The organism is Streptomyces sp. NPDC002809 (assembly GCF_040295435.1).
Lineage (GTDB): Bacteria > Actinomycetota > Actinomycetes > Streptomycetales > Streptomycetaceae > Streptomyces.
In genome coordinates this window covers 41,183-61,362 of the sequence record NZ_JBEOVJ010000028.1, presented here as the reverse complement: position 1 = coordinate 61,362, position 20,180 = coordinate 41,183, and the positions used below count along the sequence as shown (strand labels likewise).

At 68.5% G+C, this 20,180-nt stretch carries 28 protein-coding genes; 8 read left to right on the top strand and 20 right to left on the bottom strand.

Annotated elements, in window-relative coordinates:
• Positions 1–73 precede the first annotated feature (73 nt).
• Positions 74–517, top strand: a complete 444-nt coding sequence (locus ABT025_RS18845; RefSeq protein ID WP_350995361.1) for a hypothetical protein — start codon at positions 74–76, stop codon at positions 515–517.
• Between the two features lie 226 nt (positions 518–743).
• Here ABT025_RS18845 and ABT025_RS18840 read toward each other — a convergent pair whose 3' ends face one another.
• The 19 genes from ABT025_RS18840 to ABT025_RS18750 form a co-directional block, all read right to left on the bottom strand.
• The gene (locus ABT025_RS18840; protein ID WP_350995360.1) at positions 744–1,529 is read right to left on the bottom strand and encodes a GIY-YIG nuclease family protein; all 786 of its coding nucleotides are present in this window, start codon (positions 1,527–1,529) and stop codon (positions 744–746) included.
• A gap of 79 nt (positions 1,530–1,608) precedes the next feature.
• Positions 1,609–3,867 carry an ATP-binding protein gene (locus ABT025_RS18835; protein ID WP_350995358.1) on the bottom strand — a complete coding sequence of 753 codons (2,259 nt, stop codon included), beginning with the start codon at positions 3,865–3,867 and terminating at the stop codon, positions 1,609–1,611.
• Between the two features lie 59 nt (positions 3,868–3,926).
• A complete protein-coding gene (locus ABT025_RS18830) occupies positions 3,927–4,304 on the bottom strand; it encodes a hypothetical protein (protein WP_350995356.1) in 378 nt (125 codons plus the stop codon).
• A 5-nt stretch (positions 4,305–4,309) separates the two neighbouring features.
• Complete coding sequence (locus tag ABT025_RS18825) at positions 4,310–6,229, bottom strand: hypothetical protein (RefSeq protein ID WP_350995353.1); 1,920 nt, start codon at positions 6,227–6,229, stop codon at positions 4,310–4,312.
• Between the two features lie 128 nt (positions 6,230–6,357).
• A complete protein-coding gene (locus ABT025_RS18820) occupies positions 6,358–6,981 on the bottom strand; it encodes a hypothetical protein (protein ID WP_350995350.1) in 624 nt (207 codons plus the stop codon).
• A gap of 2 nt (positions 6,982–6,983) precedes the next feature.
• Entirely contained in the window at positions 6,984–7,475 is a 492-nt protein-coding gene (locus ABT025_RS18815; protein WP_350995348.1) for a DUF6197 family protein, read from the bottom strand.
• On the bottom strand, positions 7,475–8,662 hold the full coding sequence (locus tag ABT025_RS18810) for a hypothetical protein (RefSeq protein WP_350995346.1): 1,188 nt from the start codon (positions 8,660–8,662) through the stop codon (positions 7,475–7,477). The genes ABT025_RS18815 and ABT025_RS18810 overlap by 1 nt, the downstream gene beginning before the upstream one ends.
• A gap of 35 nt (positions 8,663–8,697) precedes the next feature.
• Positions 8,698–9,213, bottom strand: a complete 516-nt coding sequence (locus tag ABT025_RS18805) for a zinc metalloprotease (protein WP_350995344.1) — start codon at positions 9,211–9,213, stop codon at positions 8,698–8,700.
• Positions 9,210–9,341 (bottom strand): hypothetical protein, encoded by a 132-nt coding sequence (locus ABT025_RS18800; protein WP_350995342.1) that lies wholly within the window; start codon positions 9,339–9,341, stop codon positions 9,210–9,212. Before ABT025_RS18800 ends, ABT025_RS18805 begins: the two co-directional genes overlap by 4 nt.
• Positions 9,341–9,700, bottom strand: coding sequence for a hypothetical protein (locus tag ABT025_RS18795; protein ID WP_350995340.1), 360 nt, complete (start codon positions 9,698–9,700; stop codon positions 9,341–9,343). Before ABT025_RS18795 ends, ABT025_RS18800 begins: the two co-directional genes overlap by 1 nt.
• An 86-nt stretch (positions 9,701–9,786) precedes the next feature.
• Positions 9,787–9,999: a hypothetical protein gene (locus ABT025_RS18790; RefSeq protein ID WP_350995338.1), complete on the bottom strand. Its 213-nt coding sequence runs from the start codon at positions 9,997–9,999 to the stop codon at positions 9,787–9,789.
• Between the two features lie 88 nt (positions 10,000–10,087).
• Positions 10,088–10,381, bottom strand: coding sequence for a hypothetical protein (locus ABT025_RS18785; protein WP_350995336.1), 294 nt, complete (start codon positions 10,379–10,381; stop codon positions 10,088–10,090).
• 72 nt (positions 10,382–10,453) lie between these two features.
• Positions 10,454–10,633 carry a hypothetical protein gene (locus ABT025_RS18780; protein WP_350995335.1) on the bottom strand — a complete coding sequence of 60 codons (180 nt, stop codon included), beginning with the start codon at positions 10,631–10,633 and terminating at the stop codon, positions 10,454–10,456.
• An 18-nt stretch (positions 10,634–10,651) separates the two neighbouring features.
• Positions 10,652–11,047: a hypothetical protein gene (locus ABT025_RS18775; RefSeq protein ID WP_350995333.1), complete on the bottom strand. Its 396-nt coding sequence runs from the start codon at positions 11,045–11,047 to the stop codon at positions 10,652–10,654.
• A complete protein-coding gene (locus ABT025_RS18770; RefSeq protein ID WP_350995331.1) occupies positions 11,044–11,175 on the bottom strand; it encodes a hypothetical protein in 132 nt (43 codons plus the stop codon). The genes ABT025_RS18775 and ABT025_RS18770 overlap by 4 nt, the downstream gene beginning before the upstream one ends.
• On the bottom strand, positions 11,172–11,588 hold the full coding sequence (locus ABT025_RS18765) for a hypothetical protein (protein ID WP_350995329.1): 417 nt from the start codon (positions 11,586–11,588) through the stop codon (positions 11,172–11,174). Before ABT025_RS18765 ends, ABT025_RS18770 begins: the two co-directional genes overlap by 4 nt.
• Positions 11,585–11,881, bottom strand: a complete 297-nt coding sequence (locus ABT025_RS18760) for a hypothetical protein (RefSeq protein WP_350995327.1) — start codon at positions 11,879–11,881, stop codon at positions 11,585–11,587. The genes ABT025_RS18765 and ABT025_RS18760 overlap by 4 nt, the downstream gene beginning before the upstream one ends.
• Before the next feature lie 97 nt (positions 11,882–11,978).
• Positions 11,979–12,173 (bottom strand): helix-turn-helix domain-containing protein, encoded by a 195-nt coding sequence (locus tag ABT025_RS18755; protein WP_350995325.1) that lies wholly within the window; start codon positions 12,171–12,173, stop codon positions 11,979–11,981.
• 164 nt (positions 12,174–12,337) lie between these two features.
• Positions 12,338–13,105 carry a GntR family transcriptional regulator gene (locus ABT025_RS18750; protein ID WP_350995323.1) on the bottom strand — a complete coding sequence of 256 codons (768 nt, stop codon included), beginning with the start codon at positions 13,103–13,105 and terminating at the stop codon, positions 12,338–12,340.
• 358 nt (positions 13,106–13,463) lie between these two features.
• Here ABT025_RS18750 and ABT025_RS18745 point away from each other — a divergent pair, with 358 nt between their 5' ends.
• The 4 genes from ABT025_RS18745 to ABT025_RS18730 all read left to right on the top strand — a co-directional run bounded on the left by ABT025_RS18745 (position 13,464) and on the right by ABT025_RS18730 (position 16,249).
• A complete protein-coding gene (locus tag ABT025_RS18745) occupies positions 13,464–13,766 on the top strand; it encodes a hypothetical protein (RefSeq protein ID WP_350995321.1) in 303 nt (100 codons plus the stop codon).
• A 183-nt stretch (positions 13,767–13,949) separates the two neighbouring features.
• Positions 13,950–14,996 (top strand): helix-turn-helix domain-containing protein, encoded by a 1,047-nt coding sequence (locus ABT025_RS18740; RefSeq protein WP_350995319.1) that lies wholly within the window; start codon positions 13,950–13,952, stop codon positions 14,994–14,996.
• A gap of 373 nt (positions 14,997–15,369) precedes the next feature.
• On the top strand, positions 15,370–15,879 hold the full coding sequence (locus tag ABT025_RS18735; protein ID WP_350995317.1) for a hypothetical protein: 510 nt from the start codon (positions 15,370–15,372) through the stop codon (positions 15,877–15,879).
• 139 nt (positions 15,880–16,018) lie between these two features.
• Positions 16,019–16,249 (top strand): hypothetical protein, encoded by a 231-nt coding sequence (locus tag ABT025_RS18730; protein WP_350995316.1) that lies wholly within the window; start codon positions 16,019–16,021, stop codon positions 16,247–16,249.
• A 403-nt stretch (positions 16,250–16,652) separates the two neighbouring features.
• Here ABT025_RS18730 and ABT025_RS18725 read toward each other — a convergent pair whose 3' ends face one another.
• Entirely contained in the window at positions 16,653–17,006 is a 354-nt protein-coding gene (locus tag ABT025_RS18725; protein WP_350995314.1) for a hypothetical protein, read from the bottom strand.
• A gap of 486 nt (positions 17,007–17,492) precedes the next feature.
• On the opposite strand from ABT025_RS18725, the gene ABT025_RS18720 reads away from it, so the two are divergent.
• From ABT025_RS18720 to ABT025_RS18710, 3 genes are all read left to right on the top strand, one after another.
• On the top strand, positions 17,493–17,801 hold the full coding sequence (locus tag ABT025_RS18720; RefSeq protein ID WP_350995312.1) for a hypothetical protein: 309 nt from the start codon (positions 17,493–17,495) through the stop codon (positions 17,799–17,801).
• Positions 17,802–17,944: 143 nt separating this feature from the next.
• Positions 17,945–19,216 (top strand): hypothetical protein, encoded by a 1,272-nt coding sequence (locus tag ABT025_RS18715; protein ID WP_350995310.1) that lies wholly within the window; start codon positions 17,945–17,947, stop codon positions 19,214–19,216.
• Positions 19,217–19,278: 62 nt separating this feature from the next.
• The gene (locus ABT025_RS18710; protein ID WP_350995419.1) at positions 19,279–20,145 is read left to right on the top strand and encodes a hypothetical protein; all 867 of its coding nucleotides are present in this window, start codon (positions 19,279–19,281) and stop codon (positions 20,143–20,145) included.
• Positions 20,146–20,180: the final 35 nt, after the last annotated feature.

Here is a 20,180-nt window from a genome sequence, read left to right as displayed (position 1 = left end):
CGCCTGGTACCGATGATCCCTGATGTGTGGGAGTTCCTTCCCCCTGCCGTGTCTGGGTGGGATCCTGCGCCTCATGAGGCTTATGCGTGGGGTGGGAGCGGTCGCGGTCGTGGTGCTGGCGCTGGGGGTGTCCGGGTGCGGCTCGGATGATGACGGGACCGGGAGTGGTGGCAAGGCCGGCGGGCCGTCTGCGTCGGCTTCCGCCTCTCCGTCGGCGATGTCGGTGCGGGAGGCACTGGATGCGTACACGGCGGCGGCCGCACCGGGGTGCGTGACAGCTCCGGAGTGCCAGGACTTGGTGACGGCGAAGCTGGACGCCGCGGTCGGGGTGCGGGCGGCGATGAAGGCGGAGGACGCTGCCCGGTTCGAGGAGCCGATCGGGTTCGTGAACCTGGCGGAGCAGCAGGCCGACCATTACGGGCGGGACAATCTGGGGGCGAAGGGGAACAGCTTCGCGGTGTCGCAGCCGTTGCAGCGGATGGTGGCGTGGTTCCGGGAGCATCCTGGGGCGGCGTAGACGTGCCGCAGCCCCTACCAGGCCTCGGGTTCTGGTGGGGGCTGCGGTGTGCTCGAGCAGACCGGGGGTTCCTGCTCGGGCGGGTCTGTGGCACGGCCTGGTCGGGGAGTGGGCGCGGGGACACCGGGGCTCCCCGACCGGGCTGTGTAGTTACAGCGTGGCGTACGGATCGGGGTTTGTCCGGGCTGCCCTTCCCCCGGTTCCCGACTTGGTTCGCTGACCTGCGTTAAAGGCGTCCAACCGTGGCCTCGCGATATTTCCCAGCGGCATCAGAGGTATCAGACCAGACGTAGATCCCGCGGCCGGGCTTCATGATGTTGGGGTGGGTGGCAAACCAGTTCTGCATGGCCGTGTCGGAGGGTGGGGTCTCATCCGGGTACCTACTGACCAACCAGCGCCGAAGATCACTCACTGTCATCCCGGAATCGCCAGCCTCTCTCACTCGCTGGGTGATTTCTTCACGGCGGGGGTGACGTCGGTCAGGTGGGACCGCCTGCGATGGCAGGGGCAGCGCTGCGGTCGAGTGGGGCTGTTGCGGACGCGTTGGCCGCTCCCCTTCCTTTCGGGCGATGAAGTCCCGGATGCGGACGGACAGTACGAACCACTCCGTTACGCCGACACGGTCGGCCTCAAAGGCTCTATGTAGCGCGGCTTCGAGTTCGTAGCCACCTTCAAGGAGAAGGATTACGTTGCCTCTGCGAAGCGACAGGGCGGCGGTACGGGCGGCAATGTTGGTGGACATGCCGATCTTCACTCGATCGCCGTTGACCATGAAGTACACGACTGCGGGATGGGATGACTTGTTCCATACCGCGTCGTCAACGACAGCGGCCTCATGTGGGGACGCAGGTCTTGTGGGGTCGATGGCTCCCGTCAGGGCTGCCCGCTGGAGGACGTCCGACACTTCGGCGTAGACCTGGACTGCATGTTGCCAGCAGAGCGGCGAGTCGTTTGAGAAGGGAGGGACGTGACACTTCTCTAGTACGCACGTGGACTTCGTCGGGATGGTCATGCTCTCTCCGTCATCGCATCGGCGGTCACAGGGGAATTACGTTCGGCGCAGCCGCTGGCCTGGACCAGCGGCCACCGGTTCAGTTCGCCCCTTCAGGAAGGGCGGGGCCGATCCCGTAGTACCCGCGGACTTCCTTCCCGTCGACCATCTGCCGGTGGACCTTCCCGGCCTTGCAGAGTCGGGTCAGGGCGTTTCCAAGGGTGCCGTCCGATGTTCCGGTGGCGGCAGCGATCTGGTCCTTGTGGACGTAGAGGATCTCTTCACCAATGGGGTCGGCGGACTCTTCGAAGGCGCGGAGGACCTTTTCGTCGGTGCTGGCTGGCTTCTTCGGGGCGGCGATGTCGGTGAAGAGCGCGGTGGGGCTACCAGTGCTGCCGCCTTCGTCGTCGCCGAGGATGGGGGTGTTCGCGATCTCGTTGCGGTTGTCCCATCCGGGCCAGTCCGCGGGGTGCACCACGGCCTCCTCGTCGATGTAAGGGGCGGAGGATTCGAGGGTGAAGGTGCGCATCATTTCTGCGGCACCACCCGGGCCCAGGGTGTATCCGAGGCCGAAGGTGGAGCGGGGGTCCTTGAGGGCGACGGTCTCGTCGTAGATGAGGGGTCGATCGACGTCCCATGCGGCGGGAATCTGGCCGGGGTCGACTCCGTCGAAACCGGTGGTGGCGAGGTGCTGCTGACCGGAGTCGGTGCGGAGCATGACGAGGGATCCGCCCTGGATGACGTTGGTGCGCAGGGCGGTGGACCCGCCGAGCTTTTCGGCGTTCACGGCCTGGTTGACGATGCACAGGATGATGCCGAGGGAGCGGGCCTTCGCTGCCAGGGCTTCGAGGATGACCAGGGCTTCTTTCTTGTGCTCTTCGAGTTCGGACAGGGGGACGTGGGCTTCGTCGAGGATGACGCGGACCCAGGGGCGTTCGGGGGTGGCGACGAAGTTCTTCATCTTGAGGCGTGCTGACTCGGCGATACGCCACTGCATGAGGGCGTAGGCGACGCGAAGGCCTTGGATGGAGCCTTCTTCGCCGAGGCCGGAGTAGGCGGCCATCGTTTCAATGTCGGGGTTCGAGGAGCCCTTGGGGTCGATGTAGATGATGGCGTGGCCGTTTACGTGGTCGGCGAGAGCGATGATCTGGACGAGGCCGCCTTTGCCGGAGCCGGTGACGCCGGCGACGAAGACGTGGCGGGCGCCGAGGATGGGGTCGGTGAACTGGATGCGGGCGGGGAAGCCGGAGACGTGCCGCCCGATCTCTACGTAGCCGCCCTCGGAGGCTTTCAGTACGTGGGTGCCGGGGAACGGGGTCCCTTCTTCAAGGGGGTTGTGGGTCATGAGGCGGATCGTGCCGCGGCGCGGGTTGCCTGGGGTGGGTGAGTAGGAGCAGAGCAGGGTGGTGGTGCGTAGGGCGCCGGCGAGGTCTTCCTGGCTGGGGGTGGTGAGGCGGGCGGTGTCTTCGTTGGCGACGACGATGGCGACTTCTCCGCCGGTGGCAGGGTCTGTCTGGACTTCTTCGAGGTGGGAGCCCTTCATGACGGCCGGGGAGACGTACTTTGTCCACGCTCCGGCGAGGGTGGTGGGGTCGAGTTCGGCGGGGGTGACGAGGTTGACGGTGATGAGGCGTTCTCCGTCGTGGGCGCCGGGTTTGAGGGTGATCTGAGCGGCGTCGATTCGGTAGACGGAGGAGACGGTGCTGGGGGTGACGGTGACGGATGCGCCGGTGGGGGCGGTGATGATGCCGGCGAAGCGGGTGGGGGTGAGTGTGGTGAGGGTGAGTTCCTGGCCGCGGTGGGTGCCGGTCTTGAGGTGGGAGATGTGCCTTTTCCAGTGCCGCGCGATGGCTTCCCCGACGGACCCGGCGGGGACCTGCAGGGAGGCCGTGACCGCGGTCGGGGTGGTGGTCTTGGTGGGGCGGCGCAGGACGTTGCGGAGCTTGAGAGGGACGAGGGAGACGGCGGCCCACCAGCCGAGGGACACGATGCCGGGGATGGAGAGGGGGTTGAGGATGCCGGCCATGAGGGCGTCGGATCCGTCGGGGCCTAGGAGGGTTCCCATAGCGAGGGCGGTGCCGGCGGTGACGGTGCTGATGAACAGCGGTGTGCGGTGGGCTTCGAGTACGTCGGCGGCTGGCAGGTGCTGGGTGAGGCCGGGTGGCAGGCGGTTCATGTAGTTCGCCGTCACGAGGCTTGCGGTGCCGCCGAAGGCGAGGGTGACCGCGAACGCTGCGCCTCCGTCGAGGAGGGGGGCGAGGATTCCGGTGACGAGGGGGGCGGCTGTGGTGGCGATGGCGATGCCGCGTTCGGTGGACGCTGAGCGGGGGCTGGCCGTGGCGGGGGTGGGGGTGTGCATGGCGGTCTCCTTTGGGACGGGTGTTGGGCGGGTGGTTGTGCTGTTGGGGTCGGGGTGGACTATTCGGGGGTGACCCAGCTGCGGTTGAGGCTGGACACGTCGACCGGGGACCGGTTGACGGCTTCGTGGATGCCGTCGTGGGAGGCGCGGGCTTGGGCAACGGCGGCCTGAGCCATGCGGGCGGTGGTGTCGGACGCGGAGGAGTAGGCGTCGGATGCCTGGCCGATGGCGTTCATGGCGTTGGCGAGGTCGCGGGTTTCTCCGACTGATTGCGGGTCGACGCCGAGGCTGGCGATCTGTTCGGCGACGCGGATGGTGTCCTGGGCGTCCTCGCGGATTGCGAGGGCGACACTGCGGATTGCTTCGGCGTCTCGGGTGACGGCCTTCCCGAGGGCGGTCACGGCCTGTTGAAGCTGCTTGTTCTTGATCTCGGCCATGGTGGTCATCCCTCGTAGAAGTCGAGTTCGGCAGGGCTGGTTTCGGGTGAGTCGATGACGGCTTGGTAGATGCCGCCGTAGCGGGCTTGAACGTTGGCGAGAGTGGTTCGGCAGAGCTCGGCGCCGCGGAGGGACTGCTTGTGGATCTCGTCGGCTTTGGCGGCCTGGCCCTTGGCGGCTTCCTGTAGCCGCGTGAGTGTCCCGATGTACTTGGCGCCTGCTTTGGCGCTGCGGGCTGCTTCCAGGAGCCGGTTTGCCTGCGTGGCCTGTTCCTCGGCGTGTGCTTTCAGGCTGCGGGTTTGCTCGGCCCTGCTGGTGAGGGTGGTGGCGCGCTCTTCGAGGCGCCGCTCAAAGCTCTTGAGGGACCGGACTTCGCCGCGGGTCATGGATGCCCGGTTGTCGCCGTCGCCGAGGAATACGTGTGTCTTGGAAACGCTATGGACCGGGATGGGGTCGGTGGTCTGGCGGTCGGTGCTGGTGGCGGTGGTCACCGGCGTCTCCTGTCGGGCCTGCTGGCGGGCGGCGTGGGCGTGGTCGAGGGAGGTCTTCTCTCGGTCGGCGGTGGCCATGGTGTCGGTCCAGCCGTCTTTGACTCCGTCCCGGTAGGCCTTGACGTGGGCGGTGGCCTGCGCGGCGCGGGTGCCGTCGCGGTATCCGGTCTCGCGGGACCCTTTGGTCAGGAGTCGTTTGCCAGGAGTGGTGTCTTGTGTCTGGTCGGCCGGCTTGTCGGTCTTTGTTCCGGCGGCAGGTGCGGGCTTGGGGTCAGCGGCCTTCGGGTCGGGCTTGTGGTTGGCGGTGTCCGGCTTCTTATCTCTGGGGGCGGCTGGCTTGTCAGGAATGGTCTTGGCTGTCTTGTCACCCTTGACCAGGGACCACTTGCGGCCGGTCGGGGTCGGTGCACCGTCGGTGTCCTTCGCCGTTTCACCGCCCGTGGTCTTACGGCCCGGAGAGTCCGTCTCGTCCTTGGCGCCTTTCGCCGTGCCGGTGCCGGTGACCTTGGGCTTCGAGGCAGGGGTGTCCTTAGCGGGTGCGGGGATCTTCGGCGCTGCCCCGTCCTTCCCAGCGGCACCGGCGGCACCGGCGGCACCGGCTGTACCCTTCGCCCCTGCCGGGCTGCCGGGGCTGGGCTTGGTAGCCCTCTGGTCGGTGTCGGTGCGGGTCTTCGTCGGCTTCGGAGTGGGGGTGTTGTCGGGCTTCGCTGGCTTCTGCTGCTTAGGTGTGGGTCCGTTCTTCGTAGCTGTACCGCGGGACGGTCCTCGATCGGCGCCGGCCCCGGCGCCTCCGGTGCCACCCTTGGTTCCGCGTCCGGACGTTCCCGCGTTCGTGTTCCCTGACCGGTTGGAGGGGCCCCGGTTGTCGTTCTTCGCTGCCGGGCCAGCGTTCTTCGACCCCTGTGGCCCGCCGCTGGTACTCGACTTCCCGTTCAGCCCCTTTCCGCCGGGCGCGCCCGCGCTGCGGCCGCCACCGGATTGGCCGGTGGGGGTGCGGTTGAGGGTGACTGTTCGGGTCTCCTTGACCTGCTGCGCCTGGGCGCGCGCCTTGTGCATGTCGAGGCGCTTGTTCGCGGTCCCGCCGCCCCTTCCCCAGCGAGTGGCCCCGGCGATGAGCCAGGCCCTCCAGATTCCGGTCTGCTGCTTGCCGGTGCTGGAGTCTTTGGTGTCGCTGCCGGCGCCGTTGAGGGTGCCCTTTTCGTCGTTGAAAGAGGCGCTGGAGATGCCCTCTGCAGGCAGCCCCGTGCCGCCCTCCGTGTCGGCCTGCCCGATGGTTGCGGGGGCGAGGTCGAAGGTGGGGCGGGCGGGTTCGACAGGGGCGACCATCGACGCGAACAGACCCGGGCCGGGGGCGTTCTGAGGGGGCGTTCCGCTGGTGGTACTGGCGTTGTTGTTCGGCTCCGGAACGGCTGCGGGGACGGTGCTGGCGGACACGATTCTCCTTGGTCGATGGGCTCTTCATCACTTCATCCCGCCCAGGAAAAGCCCTGTTCGGGGCCCTGCGGCGGCCTGAGGGGCGTCTGTGGGGGCTTTTCCGGGGGTGATGAGGAAGTGAGGAGGAGCTACTGCGCGGGGGCGTTCCGAGTGCCCTTCTTGACTCCGAATACGGTGACTGCGCCGAGGGCAAGTACGCCGATGAGGACGCCGTCATTGACCCCTCCCTCACCGCCGCCGCCGCTGGTGCTGGTGTCGCTCTTGGACGCGGCGGCCTGCATGTCGGTGGTGCTGGTGGTGTCGTACTGGGTTTGGCAGTCCTCGACAATGTCCCTGTACGAGGGGGATCCGTAGCCCTTGCCGACGAGGTGGTCGTGGTTCTTCACGCACGTGTCGACGGATGCCTGGCGAGTCTTTGCCTGGGCGGCGGCAGCGGTGCGGTCCTTGTCACTGGCCTTGTTCAGTTCCCGGAGTTCCTCAAGCTTGAGGGCCTGGGCCTTCAGCGCGATTTCCTGCGCTTTCGCCTCCTGCTCGGCGGCGTTGGAGGCGTGGATCTGATAGCCGATGAGGGTGGTTCCGGCGAGGACTGCGGCCCCGATTCCGATCGCGGCTTTGCCCCGCTTTGTGAGGCCGGGCTTGGCTGCCGCAACGGATGCGGCAGGCGGTCCGTACGGGTTCGGGTCGATGGTCTCGGCCGACTGCTGCAGGTGGCTGACGATGGACTCGAACCTGTCGTCGTTGGGGGTGGGCACGGTCATTCTCCGTTCTGTCGTGCGAGGTTGGCGGCCTGCTGGAGCAGGGCTTCTACGGCGGGAAACTGCTGGTCGGGGAGGTCGTTCCAGGCGAAGAACTGCATGCTGATCCCGGCCTGGGTGAGGGCCTGCTGCATGTAGCCGACGGCCTTCTCCCGGGCCTCCGGAGTGACGTGTCCGGTCTTCACGAGGACGTTCTGGGCGCCGCGGATGCAGAGCCGGCCGGTCGGGGTGGTGTCCAGGGACTGGCACCACCCGTACTGGCGGAGCACGGCGAGGGTCTGGTCGAGGTGGGTGGACGGGGGCTGCGGTGCCGGGTCCTGCCACCAGCCGAGGTCGGCCAGTAACCGCCGGACCAGGGGCGGGAGGAGCCGGTGGGACCAGGTCGGCGTATCCGGCGGCCCGAGCTCAACGGGCGGGGTACGCAGCCCGGGGACCCCGCTGGGCCGGATGTCGGGGCTGGTGAACGCGGGCGGGGTGAGGGTTGTGTTCATCAGTCGTCACTTCCGTTGCGGGATTTCTCGAAGGCGGCGTGCATCTCGTTGTAGAGCTCGCGGAGGGTCTGGTCGGTCTCGCCGTATCCGAGCTCGCGCCACTGCTTGATGAAGGCTCGCTGGGAGGGCTGTCCGAGGTCGGCGTAGACGCGGAAGGCGCGGGCTTTGCGCTCGGCGTCGGTCGCTGCGGGGTTCGAACGCGGCTGCGGCTTGTCGTCGTGCGGCTCGTCCGTGTCTTCGGCTTGGCTGGAGGGTGCGGCTCCGGAAGCCGCGCTGGTCAGAGGGGCGGAGCTAAGCGGAGAGGCCGCGTCCAGATTGTGCGGTCCGATGTTCGAACGCACCCCCTGCATGACCGCAGTTTCGAAGTGCTCTCCTCCGAGCTGCATGCCCTTCTCGAAGGCGATCCGGTCGACGAGGTGCGCTTCGGTCATCTGCCGCTCAAAGCCTTCCAGGCCGTGCAATGCGGCTCGGCCGGCCCGGACGAGGGCCCGCCGGTACTGGCGGTCGGTCATGCGCCGGGGCTTGCCGACGGAGTTCAGGTCGACGAACCGGTCGGCGGCGTTGCTTCGGGAGATCGCTTCGGCGTCGGCGCCGCGGGACCCGATACCGAGCTTGGATTCGAGACGCTTGAGGCGGTCGCGCCAGGCTCGGGCGAGGATGCCGTCGGACTTGATCTCGACCTTGCCGAGCTTCGCTTCCAACCCGAGGAGCTTGTGGAGGCCGTAGGCGAGCATGACGGGGCCGACGATGCGGACGAGGGCGGTGCCGATGTCCTCGTTCTCCTGGCGGACGACTTCGATGGCGCCGACGGCCTGGGCGAGGACGAGGACGTACGCGGCCCGGGTGGCGCCCTTGTCGTTGAATGCCCAGGCGTACACGGACAGGCCCAGGACGATGGCTTCGAGAACGAGGCCGATCGTCATGTGCCAGGGCGCTTCCATGTGGAGGCGCTTCTCGGCGAATCGGGCGGAGGTGTTGGTGGAGAGGGCGAGACCGGCGATGACGACGAGGCCCATACCAAGGAAGCCGATGAGGCTGCGGCGCTTCTTCGGGTCAGGCTTCCGGCTGCTGGTGCGGACTCGCTTCTGGGCGATGCGGTAGCCGAAGCCGAGGGTGATGAGGGCGAGGAGGGCGGCCCATGCCTGCACGGGCACTTGCTCGGCCGCGGTCTGCACTGTGGAGAGCATGGGCGGTGTCCTTTCGGGTCGTGGTGCGTTGGTGGTCAGGCGGTGGGGGCAAGGAGCCGATTGATCTGGGCCCCGGTCAGGCGGCCGTTCTCTGCGGCAGCGTGGGCAACTGCGCTGATCTGCGACCACAGGGCATCGACCTGGGTCTGCGCACGATCGCGAACTTGGGGCCAGGAGATCTGGATGCCGTCCCGGGTGAGGAGCTGGATGACGTCGTCCCGGTCGTGGTCTGCGGTAGCGGCGGCAATGGTCTCCTCGGAGTGGAGGCCCTGCTCGTCCAGCCATTTCAGGGCGGCGAGTTCGCCAGCTGCGCCTTGGAGTGCGAACTGGTGGGCCTCGTGCGGGAAGTACGTCACGTACGTGATGCCGCCGATCGACCAGCCGCCGTGGTCCTCTGTGCGCGGCAGGAGCTCAAGGGAGGTGACTTCGAGTCCGTGGTGTATGGCGATGACTGCGTGGCCGGCTTCGTGGTGGGCCTGGAGGAGCAGAACTTGCTCCTGGGTGAGGCTGGGTGCGTAGGCGACCGTGTCCGGGTCCGGGGTGGTGGTCATCGGGCTCGGTGTCCTTTCCAGGTGAGGGCGGTGGCGGCGAGGCATCCGAGTGCGGGCCAGGCCATGTCGGCGTAGAGGGCGAGGAGGGTGAGGGCGGCGAAGCTGTATCCGCCGAGGTGGCTGCGCATCAGGCGGCGTCCGTGAGGATCGGGAGGGCGGCACCCTTCCCGGATCGGGTGACACCGGCGGCGAGGTAGTACTGCGCGCTGGCGTCGGGGGCGGGGCCGTCGTCCGCGTGGTGGCCGCAGAACTCGCAGCGGGTGGTGCTGGCGGCGGTCTCGACGTCGCAGAACCAGCAGATGCGGATGCTGTCTGCCTCAGGAGTGTCTCCGGCCCAGCGGGCGGCGGTGGTCTTGAGGGCCTGGTGCCAGTCACCGGTGTAGGCGGCGGGGGCGTCGATGTCGGAGCCGATGATCTGGAAGACCCGCATGCGGGCTTCGGCGTCGTCGGTGACGGGCTGGGCGGGGGTGGTGGTCTGGGTGGCCATTGCGGGTCCTTCCGGAGTGTCTGGCGGGAGTGTGGTGGGGGCGGTCGTCTGTCGGCTCGGCGGCCGTCCCCACCACGCGTCGCGGGTCAGGCGTGGTGGGGGGTCCAGGTGCCGTTGTCCAGGGCGTTCAGTTCGTCGAGGTGTTCGTCGACGCCCTCCCGCATGGTTTCGGCGAGGCGGTGCTGCCCGTTGGCCTGGAGGTCACGCTGGGCCGTGCGGCTGTTCTTGATGTCGGCGGTGATTTCGGCGCGGGTCTGCTCGACAGGCTGGTTGCGGAAGAAGTGGCGGCTGCTGGCCATGCGTGCTCCTTGAGGTGTCGGGTCCGGGTGGTCCGGGCCTCTCTGCCGCCACCAACCGCGGGGGTTGGGGGCGACAGGGCGGGCCGGGTCAGATCTCGGCGTCCCGCAGCCGGGCTCGGGCGCGCCGGAGCAGGACGGGCGTGTCGGGGTCGTCGGCGGGGATCGTGAGCGTGCCGGCGAGGAGTGTGGCGGCGGCGGTGAGTGCCTCGCCGTTGTTCTGGTTGGTGTGCTCGAAGCTGTCGGAGAACTCGTTGCCCGCGTCCTCGAGTGCTTCGACGAGTTCGGCGGGGGTGAGGGTGGTGACGTCCTGGTCGAGGAGGTAGTTGAGGGTCTTCGCGTTGTCGGCGACGACGCTCTGGAACGTGAGGGTCTGCGTGGCCATGCCGGGTCCTTTCGGGGTGTGGGCGGGGGGTCTGGTCTGTCGGCTCGGCCGGACCCCCCGCGTGGGGTGTGGTCAGGTGTTGTTGATGGCGTCGAGGAGCTGGCCGAGGTCGCCGTTGGTGGCGGTGTGGAGCTGGTGGGCGGCGTCGGTGGCGGCCTGGATTTCGGTGTCGGTCATGCCGGCGGGGTCGTGGAGGATTCCGGCGGCGATGAGTGTGGTGCGGAGCTGGGCGGCGGCCTGGTCGGCGCTCATAACGTGGTCCTTCCGGGGTCAGTAGCTGCTGATGGCGGCGGAGGCTTCGGATGCGTGCTGGTGGAGCCAGTCGTCGGTGAGGGCGAACAGGGCCTGCTCGCCGTGGTGCTGGGTCTCTTTCTGCTGGGTGAAGGGGAGGGTGCGGAGGGAGGGGTTGGTGTGGGGGTTGGTGAGGCGTGCGATGAGGTGGGCGATGGCGGTGATGACGTCGGTGCCGTCGGAGGATCCGGCGAGGGTCGCGGCGAGGGTCTGTGTCTGGTCGGTGGTGAGGCGGTCGAGGGCGATGAGTCGGATGCCGTCGCGGAGGAGGTCAATGCCGGGGTGGATTCCGGCGAGGTCTTCGAGGAGGCCGGTGAGGGTGTCGTCGAGTGGGGGTACGGCGTTGCCGTCGGTGTGGACCGGGTTGGTGGTCACTGCTGGCCCCCGGTGAGCTGCGCGGCTTGGTCGTGCGCTGCTTGGGCTGCCTCGGCTGCGGCCTGGGCGGCTGCGATCCGTTCGGCGGCGAGGGCCTCGGCGGCCTGCTGCTCCGCGATGGCGCTCACAGGACGTCCCCGTCCCACTCGCCGGTGACCAGGTGCTCGAAGGCGAACAGGGATGCTTCGGCGTCGGGTCCGCCGAACACATCGGCGAGGTACGACTCGGGGTCGATCTCCGCGAAGTGGTCCTCAAGGTCGGCGATCAGTGCCGGGTGGATCGTGGGGGCGAGGTCGTTGCGGCCGGCCTGGTAGTCGGTGGGCTTGGCGGCCGCGTACTCGGCGACAGCGGAGACGGCGTTGATGGTTTCCTCAGCGGCGCGCTGCCCTACCTGGAGCTCGCCGACGAACTCGCCGTCCATCGTTCGGATGCTGATCCGGGCGACGGGCTGGCCGGTGGGGTTCGCGTTGTAGTCGACGAGGTTGAGCTGGTGGAGTGCGGCGAGGAGCTGCTGGGCGGGCGACAGGTCGTTGGCGCTCATGCGGCCACCGCCGTGCGGTTGGCGTGGAGGCCGAGGGTGCGGCGGTCGCGGCGGCGGATGGACTCGCCGTAGGCGGCGGCGTCGGCGGAGGTGGCCTCGGTGAGGGTGCGGCAGCGGGTGCAGTACTGGTCGTGCAGGGCGCGGGCGGCGTCGGTGTACGAGACCGCCTTGCGGGGGTTACGGACGCGGCGCAGGGCTTCGTCCATGTCCGGGTCGGAGTCCGTGGCGAGCTTGCTCGGCATGGGCGGGGTGGTGGGTGCGGGCTGTCCGGTGATGCGGCTACGCTGGTTCACGCGGATCGACCTCCTGTTAACGGCAGGTGGGTTGGTTCTGTTCAAAGGCCTCGGTCACTGGCGGTTGCGTCGCTGGTGGTTCGGGGCCTTTTGCTGCTTAGGCGACGGCGGTCTGGCTGAGGTAGTTGTCGACGGCCGTCTTCGGGATGCGGAGTCCGCGTCGGCGGGCTGTTCCCGTCCCGAGGAGGTGGCCGTCAAGCTGCTTCTCCCTGACCAGCCTTCGAACGGTCTGGGGGTGCAGGCGCAGGATGCGCGCTACCTCGATCGCGTCCAGCAGATCTCCGTTACTCATGGGAATCTCCTTCCAGCGCGAGAGAGAGGCAACTCCCCTAGGGGAGTTCGATGGCTCCATTGAAGCCCAGTCCCCTATGGGAGTCAAGCGCGCAGAGCGAGCACGCCCCCTGAACGCAAAAAAGCCCCTGCCAGCGGCTGCTGGCAGGGGCTCAGGAGGTTGATCTAGTCGGTGAAGTCGTACTCCATGACGAAGCGGGAGGCATCGAGGAGCATGTCGTTGACCTCGACGATGCGGCCAGACTCGTCTGCGGCGGTGCGCACGATATGCATCACCGGAGTGCCGGCACCCATGCCCAACTGGGCCGCCTCCTCGGGGCTGGGCATCCGCGAGCGGAGTTCCTCCCTGAATCGCTTCGGCTCGTGGCCGAGGTCGGCGAGGCGGGCGTAGATCCCCCCGGGACCAGTGTCGATCTGGACAATGGGCGACCCTGCAACGACATCCATCGGGAGGTAGGAGACGGCCGCCATGACCGGCACACCCTCGACCGTGTAGACCCGGGCCCGCTTGCACACCGTGGCGTCGACAGCGAGGCCCATCGTGCGGGCAACCTCGGCCGGCGGGGAAATCTCTTCGGGTTCCTCGTTCAGCGGGATCATGGGGCGGTCGTGAACGTCAACAGACCACATGGACTGCCCGCCACCCCAGAGCTCTTTGGAAAGCCTCTTGGTCGCGTTGCGGCGGATCGGCTCGAAGGAGCGGACAAAGAAGCCCTTGCCGTGACGGCTCTCGAGGACACCTTGGTCCCGGAGGGAGACGAGCGCGTTGCGAGCGGTCATCTTGGACACGCTGTGGCGTTCCTTGAGTTCCATCTCGCTGGGAACTTTCTGGCCAGGCTCCAGCACCCCGTCGAGGATCTGGGCGCGCAACTCCGCAGCAATCCGCTGGAACGCGGGCTGCTCGCGATCGCTTGGCGTCTTCTCGCCTGGCAAGAAATCCTCCTCGTAGCTTGTCTAGGGGACCACGCTAACGCCCCATCTAGCGTCTCGCTCAGGGGGCCTTCCCCCTGCTCGTTAGGGGTAGCGTGACACACTCCCCTAGGGGAGCTTAGGATAGACCTGGCCGTGCAGTCACCCCCGCCTCCCCAAAGCAGACGAAAGGGAAGGGTGGTCAGTGCTCCTGCATAGGCTGTGACGGTCGACCGGTTCATCAGACCGGCCGACCGCCCTTATAGCCGCCGACCTGCGAAGACAAGCGGCTACGTGAACCGATCCGCGAAGAAGGGTTCGCCATGAGTCTATGGCTTTCACTTGGCGGTCTGCCAAGTGGCTGGAACGTCCAGGGGCGCCGATGAGCGCCCGCAAGAAGAACGACCAGGAAGAGACCAGGCTCCCGCCCGCCGTGACCTTCACATCCGGGGCGCAGCTGCTGGTCAAGCTCGGCATCGTCCCGAGCATCACCCGCGAGGGAATCCGCCACATCGCCACGTCAAAGCTCTACGCCGAGACCTGGCCCTTCGGCGTTGACAAGCCGTACCCGTACGGAGAGGCCGGCAATGCCCTGCTTATGGCCACCGGGCCGTTCCTCGAGTTCTTCCGCCACACGTACAAGCGGCCCGGCGCTGCGGGTGGCCAGGAAAACGACCAGCCCTAGAACGCACGAACGGCCGGGAAGTTCGCAGCTACCCCGGCCGTCCAAGCACCTCAGCGGATCGCAGCCCGCTGGATCAACGAGTCATACCTTCAGAGAGCAGATCTCGATGAACACAGTATCGGGTCCGAGAGTCACGCCAACAAGTCCACGCTCCGTGATCCTCCGCACGGCGGGGGTGACGTCATGAGCGTTGAGCACATGGCCATGGTGTTCGCCGCAGAAGGCTTGGAGGGCGGCGAGAAGCTGCTGCTCCTGGCCTACACGAACTACACCGACCCTCACGGCTACTGCTGGCCCGGCGAGGAGCGTCTCGCTGAGGACACCGGTACGTCCGTGAGCACGGTCCGTCGCACGAAGAAGAAGCTGGTCGGCAAGAACCTGGTGCGTTCGGTTCGCCGGCCGGAGACGAGCAATCTGGCGCGCGTGAACCTTCCTCTGCTGGCATCGATGGCTCGGGCGCGGCGGGCGTACGACGACAACGAGATCGACCGCCTGTCGTTCGACGGTTCCCCTGCTGTCAGCGAGTCGGAAACCGGCTCTGACCAGCAGACAGTTCAATCTGACCTGTCACTCAAACAGGGCCCTGACCTGCGAACAGTGCAATCTGACCTGGACCACAGGGCAGATTGCACTGACGGACAGGTCAATCTGACCTGTGAGAGGGGTCAATCTGACCTGCAATCCATTAGTGATCCACCAGGTGAAGCCATTAGCCGTCCTTCCTTGTCTGCGGGCTCGTCGGGCAGCGGGTCGGGAGGGAAGGACGGCAGCGGGATGTCGAGTCGTAGTTCAGGAGTTGACCTGCTGCTCGCGATCGGGGCGGCGAGCCCCCAGTTCCTGCTGACGGGGAAAACGCTCCGGGATCAGGGTCTGACGGTGACGGGCATGCTGCTGGAGGGGTGGACGGAGGAGCAGCTCCGTCACGTCGTTGCTGGTCGGCCGTTGCCGGAGCAGGTGAAGACCTCGGTGGGGGCGATTGTGGCCAGGAGGCTGCGTGACGCCATCGCCAGCCCCCCGCCCGCCACGGCCCCGAGGCTGCCGTCCCAGGCCGCCAGCAGCTCGCCCAAGGCCGCCGAAGAGACATGGACGCCACCGTCGTGGACTGCTAGCCAGGGGTTTGGTGGAGCGGTGGCAACGCTCCCCCGGGCGAAGTGCTCCGAGTGTCATAGGCCGCTGCAAGACTCCGCCACTGACGCTCTGTGCCGCGACTGCCGAGAGGACGCCGTCTGATTCGGCAGGCAATTCGCTGGCGCGCACAGCTCACCCGACTTGTGCGCGCCAGCCACGTTGCGCCGAGGTGGCCCGGACTCAGTCGGCCAGTTCCCAGGGTGGGTCATGCGTGACGTTGGTAGCACCGCAATTCCAGCAGTCCCACTCCGCATCGACCTGGTACTTCTCAACCCAGAACCCGACGGGCCTCCCGTACACGACACAGTCGGCCCAGCACCGCCAGCACTCGAACGCGAAGTTCACCCCATCCCCTCCCTCACGTAAACCGGTCGTCCCAGCCCCTGCACGGCGCCTTCTCGCGTAATACCCCGACATGGCCTCCCGTACAGGCAACGCTCCCGCATTCTGTAGTCACCGATAAGGAGGACCTGCCATGACCGAGCAGCCGACCGGACCCGATCTCGTACAGCAGACCGTCACCCTCTCCCGAACAGTCGCGGTCGGCCGCGCGACCCGGGACGAGGCCGAGCTCCTCGTCAGCCTCGGACGGGCGATCGCTCACCGGGCCAGCGACACGTTCGTCACCAGTCAGCAGTACCGCCACGCGTGGGACGACCCCGCCGCCATCAAGATGATGAACGCGGTCGGCAACGCGGCCATCGTGATGGCGGCGGACGAGGTCCGCGCCGCGCTCGCGGAACGGCCGGGGATGGCTCCGGAGCTCTACCTCCGGAGTCTCGGCCTTGCCGCGCTTCCGGCCTGGCCGCTGCCCGACGACGACGCCTCCCATGTCATCGTCTTCCGGCGCAGCGGCGTCGGCTTCGGCGACCTCTGGAGAGCGATCGGGGACGGCGACGAAGCGGAGATCGACCGTGTCATCGGAAAGGTGAACGAGTACGTTCTCGGGCCCAGCGGGTTTTGGGCCCGGAGCCTAGGCGACTGACCCTCCTCGGCCTGTCAGTGGCCGCTGCGACACTGGCAGGACAAGCCCCCGCACCAAGGAGACCGCTGTGTTCGACCCCGGCCGCTGCTCTGCCGCCCACACAGATGACCGGACGTCGTGCGCTGGACCGCGTGACGCGGTGACGATCCTCGACGGGCAGGGCGGTGCCGCAGCCGGGTGCGAGCACCACGGGGCCCGAATGCTCGCCTCGATCGACGAGGCCCATGTCGAGCCCGGCAGTGTGGTCGGCGCAGCAACCCGAGTGTTGGCGGCCGCGGACACGATCCGCCCGTTCTGCTGGTACGAGACGGCGCCCCGCACGGAACCGGGCCAGCTCAGCCACGCGGAGAACCGGGCCCGGAACGCCTAGCGCAGCAAGCCAGGCAGTGACCGCCCCGGCCGGATGCCGTTACTCAGGCATGACGCACATCGGACCGCCAGGCGGCCAGCCCGACCGTCCCAGCCCCGGCAAACTTCCGCCGTCGGCTGCGGACATCTGGGCGGACATCGACGAATGCCACACCCTCATCACGCAATCCGCCTGCCCGACGCCGGTGCAACGTGAGCTTGTCGCCGCGATCGAGGCGTGGTGGGGAACTTCCCCCGGGCCAGCGCGGGGACGAAGGTTCCAGACCATCCTGCGCCTCATGGAGCCCTACGCGCAGGAGAGCCCGCCCGAGGAGGCTGCTCGCGTCCGGACGATCCTTGCTGACCACAAGGCCGCCAACGACTTCATCAGGCTGTACCGGGCCGAGTTCTGATCCTGGTCTGGGTCAGAGGGTGATGACCGCCCAGATGCGGCGCCCGTCGGGCCCAGCATCGGTGCCGCACCCGGTGACGGGCTTGTGCTTCGTGATGCGGTGGAGGACGTCCCCACCCGTGTCGTCGAGCCCGGCGGTCAGTCCGACGTGGTGGGAGAGGGCGAGGATGCAGGCCTGCCCGTCCTGGTCCGACAGGTGCACTGACACCGCAGACCCGCCGTCAGCGACCGCGGCCTGCACGAGGAGTGTTGTGACCTCCTCGACCGCGTCCAGCACAGCCGGGGCCGGCCGGTAGTCCCACTTCCCCAACTGCTCGACGACCGCGGCCCGGGCCTTGCCTGCCGCCCACGGGGCGGACTCGAGCACCCAGTTCCTCCCGCGCCGGTTCCGCATGCCCACACCGCGCCGTGCGGTCGGCATCACCGTGCCCGCACCCGCGGCCGCGCCCGGGCCATCCTCGGCGGTCCCTCGCGTCTGTGACGGGTCCTGCGGATTCGGGCGGGGAGGCGACGGCGGCTTCTTCGGCGGCGGTGGGGTCTTCGGCGGGAACGACGGCGGGGTCGGGCCGGCTTCCACGGGCTGTGCCACGAGGTCTCCCAGGGGTGCGCGGGGCGGCGGGGTGTGCCCCGGGTTCAGCGTAGGCGCGGTGGGGCTGCTCGGGGACGGTTCGGACGGGACTGGCCCTGTGCGGGTGGGGGGTTGATGGCCGAACCGTGACACTCAATACCCATTTTCCTATGGCACGTGCAATGTATTTCAGGGTAGGCTGAACCAACCCCCAGCAGACCGGCGGGAGCGTTGGCCCGATCCGGCGCCACCCTGAAAACAGCCCCCTCCCCCAGGAGCCGCCACATGCCCGCCATTGATCTCCCCGCCCCCATCGTCGTCACCCGGCACCAGTGCCCGCACTGCCGCCGCTACACCCGGGCCGACCCCGCCCGCGTCGAGTGGCACATGGCCCGCTGCCTGAAGAGCACGGCCGCCCGCAACTGCGGGACCTGCGAACACCACCAGCAGGAGTCCACCGACTACGGCCACCAGTGCCACCCCGGCTACCACTGCGGGTGCAACGACTGGGACGAGGCCTGCACCCACCCCGACGGGCCCGAGGACTACCGGTTCCCCGTCCAGAACTGCCCGCTGTGGCAGCCCACCCCGTGACACGCAGTACGCCCCGGCCGGGGACTAGCCGGCCGGGGCGCCCCGCCACCTTCCCACGCCCGCAGATCCGGTTCCGGCCGGCCCGGACGCAGGAGACCCACATGCGGCCCGCATGTGACCCGCATGAGACCCAGGAGACCTGCATGCTCGACACCACACCCACCACCGACCACCGTGCGCTGCTCCGGCAGGCGGAGACGTACCTGACTGTCACGCACGACCACGCGGGACGTCACGACACCATCGGCATGGACCTCACCTGCGGCGGCTGCCAGCTGCGGACGCGACTCACTACCGCGCTGACGGCCCGGCAGGTTCCCGGCACCACCGACCAGCAGCCCACGACCGCCGACAAGGCTGCCGCCCTCGACATGGCCCCGACCGAGTACCGGCAGTTTCGCCACGACGCGGCCGTGGAGCAGATCAGGGAAGCGGCGGGCGGGCTACTCGCCGAGACGGGTCTGCGGGTGATGGACGCGCTGGAGGGCACCACCGACCAGCAGCCCGAAACCACGCCCACGACCGCCGAGGTAATCCGGGACCGGGTTGCCGAGCGGCAGAAGGACTGCGTGTGGATCGAGGTGGATGGCGCGCCGATGATCCTCCCCGACTCGTGGCCGGACGCCCGAACTCTGATCGACGCGATTCATACCGCTGCCGGGCTGGACGGCACCGAGGCCGTGCCCGCCGACCGGGCCGCCGTGCTGCGCGAAGCCGCCGACGCCGCACTCACCATGCCCACCCCCGACTGCGCCGAGATGAGCAGCCTCACCAGCACGTGGCGGGCCGGACTGTGGGCCGCCGTCGACCACCTCCGCCGCCTGGCCGACGAGGCGCAGCAGCCCGAGACCGAGGCGGGTGGCCCGTGCCCCCACTGCCGTCACATCAGCTGCCGCGACCGCACCCCCTGCAACGCGATCCTCAGCGCCACCGCGCTCGACCTGGCGCGCTGCCCCTGCACCGGACAGCCCACCGCCGACCAGCCGGACACCGAGGCGCACCAGCACACGTGGGTGACCGCCCTCGACGGCGACGACCTCCCGGCCCTCGACGAGCACGGCCACACCCGGACGCACTGCGGCACCTGCGGCACGAAGCGGACCCCGGACGAGCGACGCGAGCCCCACCCCACGGAAGCCGACATGGCGCACGCCCTGACCCTGCTCAACCACCGCCCCGCCGCCGACCGGCCGGACACCGAGACCGAGGCGACGAAGCCCCGCCGGTGCGCGCACACCGACGCCCTGTACGGGCAGTGCACCCGCGCCGTTGATGACCACGACCTGCCCTGCGAGTTCGAGCACGAGCGGTGCACCTGCGGAGACGCGGGCGACGCCTTCGTCCCGGCGGGTCACTACGCCGACTGCCCGCAGGCCGCCAAGGCGCAGCATTCCGAGACTGAGGGGAGCGTCTGATGGCCGACACCAAACCCGCGCTGCGGGTTCTCTCCCTCGGAGCCGGGGTGCAGTCCACCACCGTGGTCCTGCTGTCTGCGGCTGGAGACCTGCCCCGCCTCGACGCTGCGATCTTCGCCGACACCGGCTGGGAGCCGCGCGCCGTCTACACCCACCTCGACCGCCTCGAACGCGAAGTCCTCATCCCCGCCGGGATCCCGCTGCACCGGGTCTCGGCCGGCAACATCCGCGACGACGCTCTCGACCCCGAGCACCGGTTCGCCTCGATGCCGCTCTTCATCAAGAACCCCGACGGCGGCGACGGAATGACCCGGCGCCAGTGCACGTCGGAGTACAAGCTGAAGCCCATCAAGCGCCAGGTTCGGGAGCTCCTCGGCTACCCGCACCCCAGCCCCGTCCCGCGCGGCCTGTATGCCGAGCAGTGGATCGGGATCAGCCGCGACGAGATCGGCCGCGCCAAGGACTCCGGCATCAACTACCTCCGGTCCGCGTTCCCGCTCCTCGACATGGACGGCGCCGCCGACGGCCGCGAGGGCTGGACCCGCGACGACTGCACCCGCTACCTCAACGCCAACGGCTGGGCCACCACGCCCAAGTCCGCCTGCATCGGCTGCCCCTTCCACGGCAACGCCCAGTGGCGCGCCCTCCGAGATGGCAACCCCGAGGAGTGGGCCGACGCCGTGGAGTTCGACGCTGCGATCCGCGCTGGCAACGCCCGCGGCAACGCCAACGGCAAACCCCTGCTGGGCGAGGCATACCTCCACCGCTCCCGGCTCCCGCTCGACCAAGCCCCCATCGGCAGGGTTACCGCGTTCGAGTGGGCCAAGCAGCAGACCGACGTGTTCGGACAGATCGCCGACGCCGAGCTGGAGGAAGGCGACCCGGACGGCTGCTCGCCCTGGTCCTGCCGCTCCGGCCACGCCGCGTGACCCCGTGACACGCAGTACGCCCCGGCCGGGTCATA

Excerpts from the sequence above, each read along its gene's own strand:
- ABT025_RS18735 (WP_350995317.1), top strand. The coding sequence starts at position 15,370 with ATGACCGAGCAGCCGACCGGACCCGATCTCGTACAGCAGACCGTCACC.
- ABT025_RS18805 (WP_350995344.1), bottom strand. The coding sequence starts at position 9,213 with ATGACCACCACCCCGGACCCGGACACGGTCGCCTACGCACCCAGCCTC.
- ABT025_RS18765 (WP_350995329.1), bottom strand. The coding sequence starts at position 11,588 with ATGAGCGCCAACGACCTGTCGCCCGCCCAGCAGCTCCTCGCCGCACTC.
- ABT025_RS18785 (WP_350995336.1), bottom strand. The coding sequence starts at position 10,381 with ATGGCCACGCAGACCCTCACGTTCCAGAGCGTCGTCGCCGACAACGCG.
- ABT025_RS18845 (WP_350995361.1), top strand. The coding sequence starts at position 74 with ATGAGGCTTATGCGTGGGGTGGGAGCGGTCGCGGTCGTGGTGCTGGCG.
- ABT025_RS18830 (WP_350995356.1), bottom strand. The coding sequence starts at position 4,304 with ATGGCCGAGATCAAGAACAAGCAGCTTCAACAGGCCGTGACCGCCCTC.
- ABT025_RS18795 (WP_350995340.1), bottom strand. The coding sequence starts at position 9,700 with ATGGCCACCCAGACCACCACCCCCGCCCAGCCCGTCACCGACGACGCC.
- ABT025_RS18780 (WP_350995335.1), bottom strand. The coding sequence starts at position 10,633 with ATGAGCGCCGACCAGGCCGCCGCCCAGCTCCGCACCACACTCATCGCC.
- ABT025_RS18835 (WP_350995358.1), bottom strand. The coding sequence starts at position 3,867 with ATGCACACCCCCACCCCCGCCACGGCCAGCCCCCGCTCAGCGTCCACC.
- ABT025_RS18755 (WP_350995325.1), bottom strand. The coding sequence starts at position 12,173 with ATGAGTAACGGAGATCTGCTGGACGCGATCGAGGTAGCGCGCATCCTG.
- ABT025_RS18720 (WP_350995312.1), top strand. The coding sequence starts at position 17,493 with ATGCCCGCCATTGATCTCCCCGCCCCCATCGTCGTCACCCGGCACCAG.
- ABT025_RS18840 (WP_350995360.1), bottom strand. The coding sequence starts at position 1,529 with ATGACCATCCCGACGAAGTCCACGTGCGTACTAGAGAAGTGTCACGTC.
- ABT025_RS18740 (WP_350995319.1), top strand. The coding sequence starts at position 13,950 with ATGAGCGTTGAGCACATGGCCATGGTGTTCGCCGCAGAAGGCTTGGAG.
- ABT025_RS18800 (WP_350995342.1), bottom strand. The coding sequence starts at position 9,341 with ATGCGCAGCCACCTCGGCGGATACAGCTTCGCCGCCCTCACCCTCCTC.
- ABT025_RS18810 (WP_350995346.1), bottom strand. The coding sequence starts at position 8,662 with ATGCTCTCCACAGTGCAGACCGCGGCCGAGCAAGTGCCCGTGCAGGCA.
- ABT025_RS18745 (WP_350995321.1), top strand. The coding sequence starts at position 13,464 with ATGAGCGCCCGCAAGAAGAACGACCAGGAAGAGACCAGGCTCCCGCCC.
- ABT025_RS18790 (WP_350995338.1), bottom strand. The coding sequence starts at position 9,999 with ATGGCCAGCAGCCGCCACTTCTTCCGCAACCAGCCTGTCGAGCAGACC.
- ABT025_RS18715 (WP_350995310.1), top strand. The coding sequence starts at position 17,945 with ATGCTCGACACCACACCCACCACCGACCACCGTGCGCTGCTCCGGCAG.
- ABT025_RS18815 (WP_350995348.1), bottom strand. The coding sequence starts at position 7,475 with ATGAACACAACCCTCACCCCGCCCGCGTTCACCAGCCCCGACATCCGG.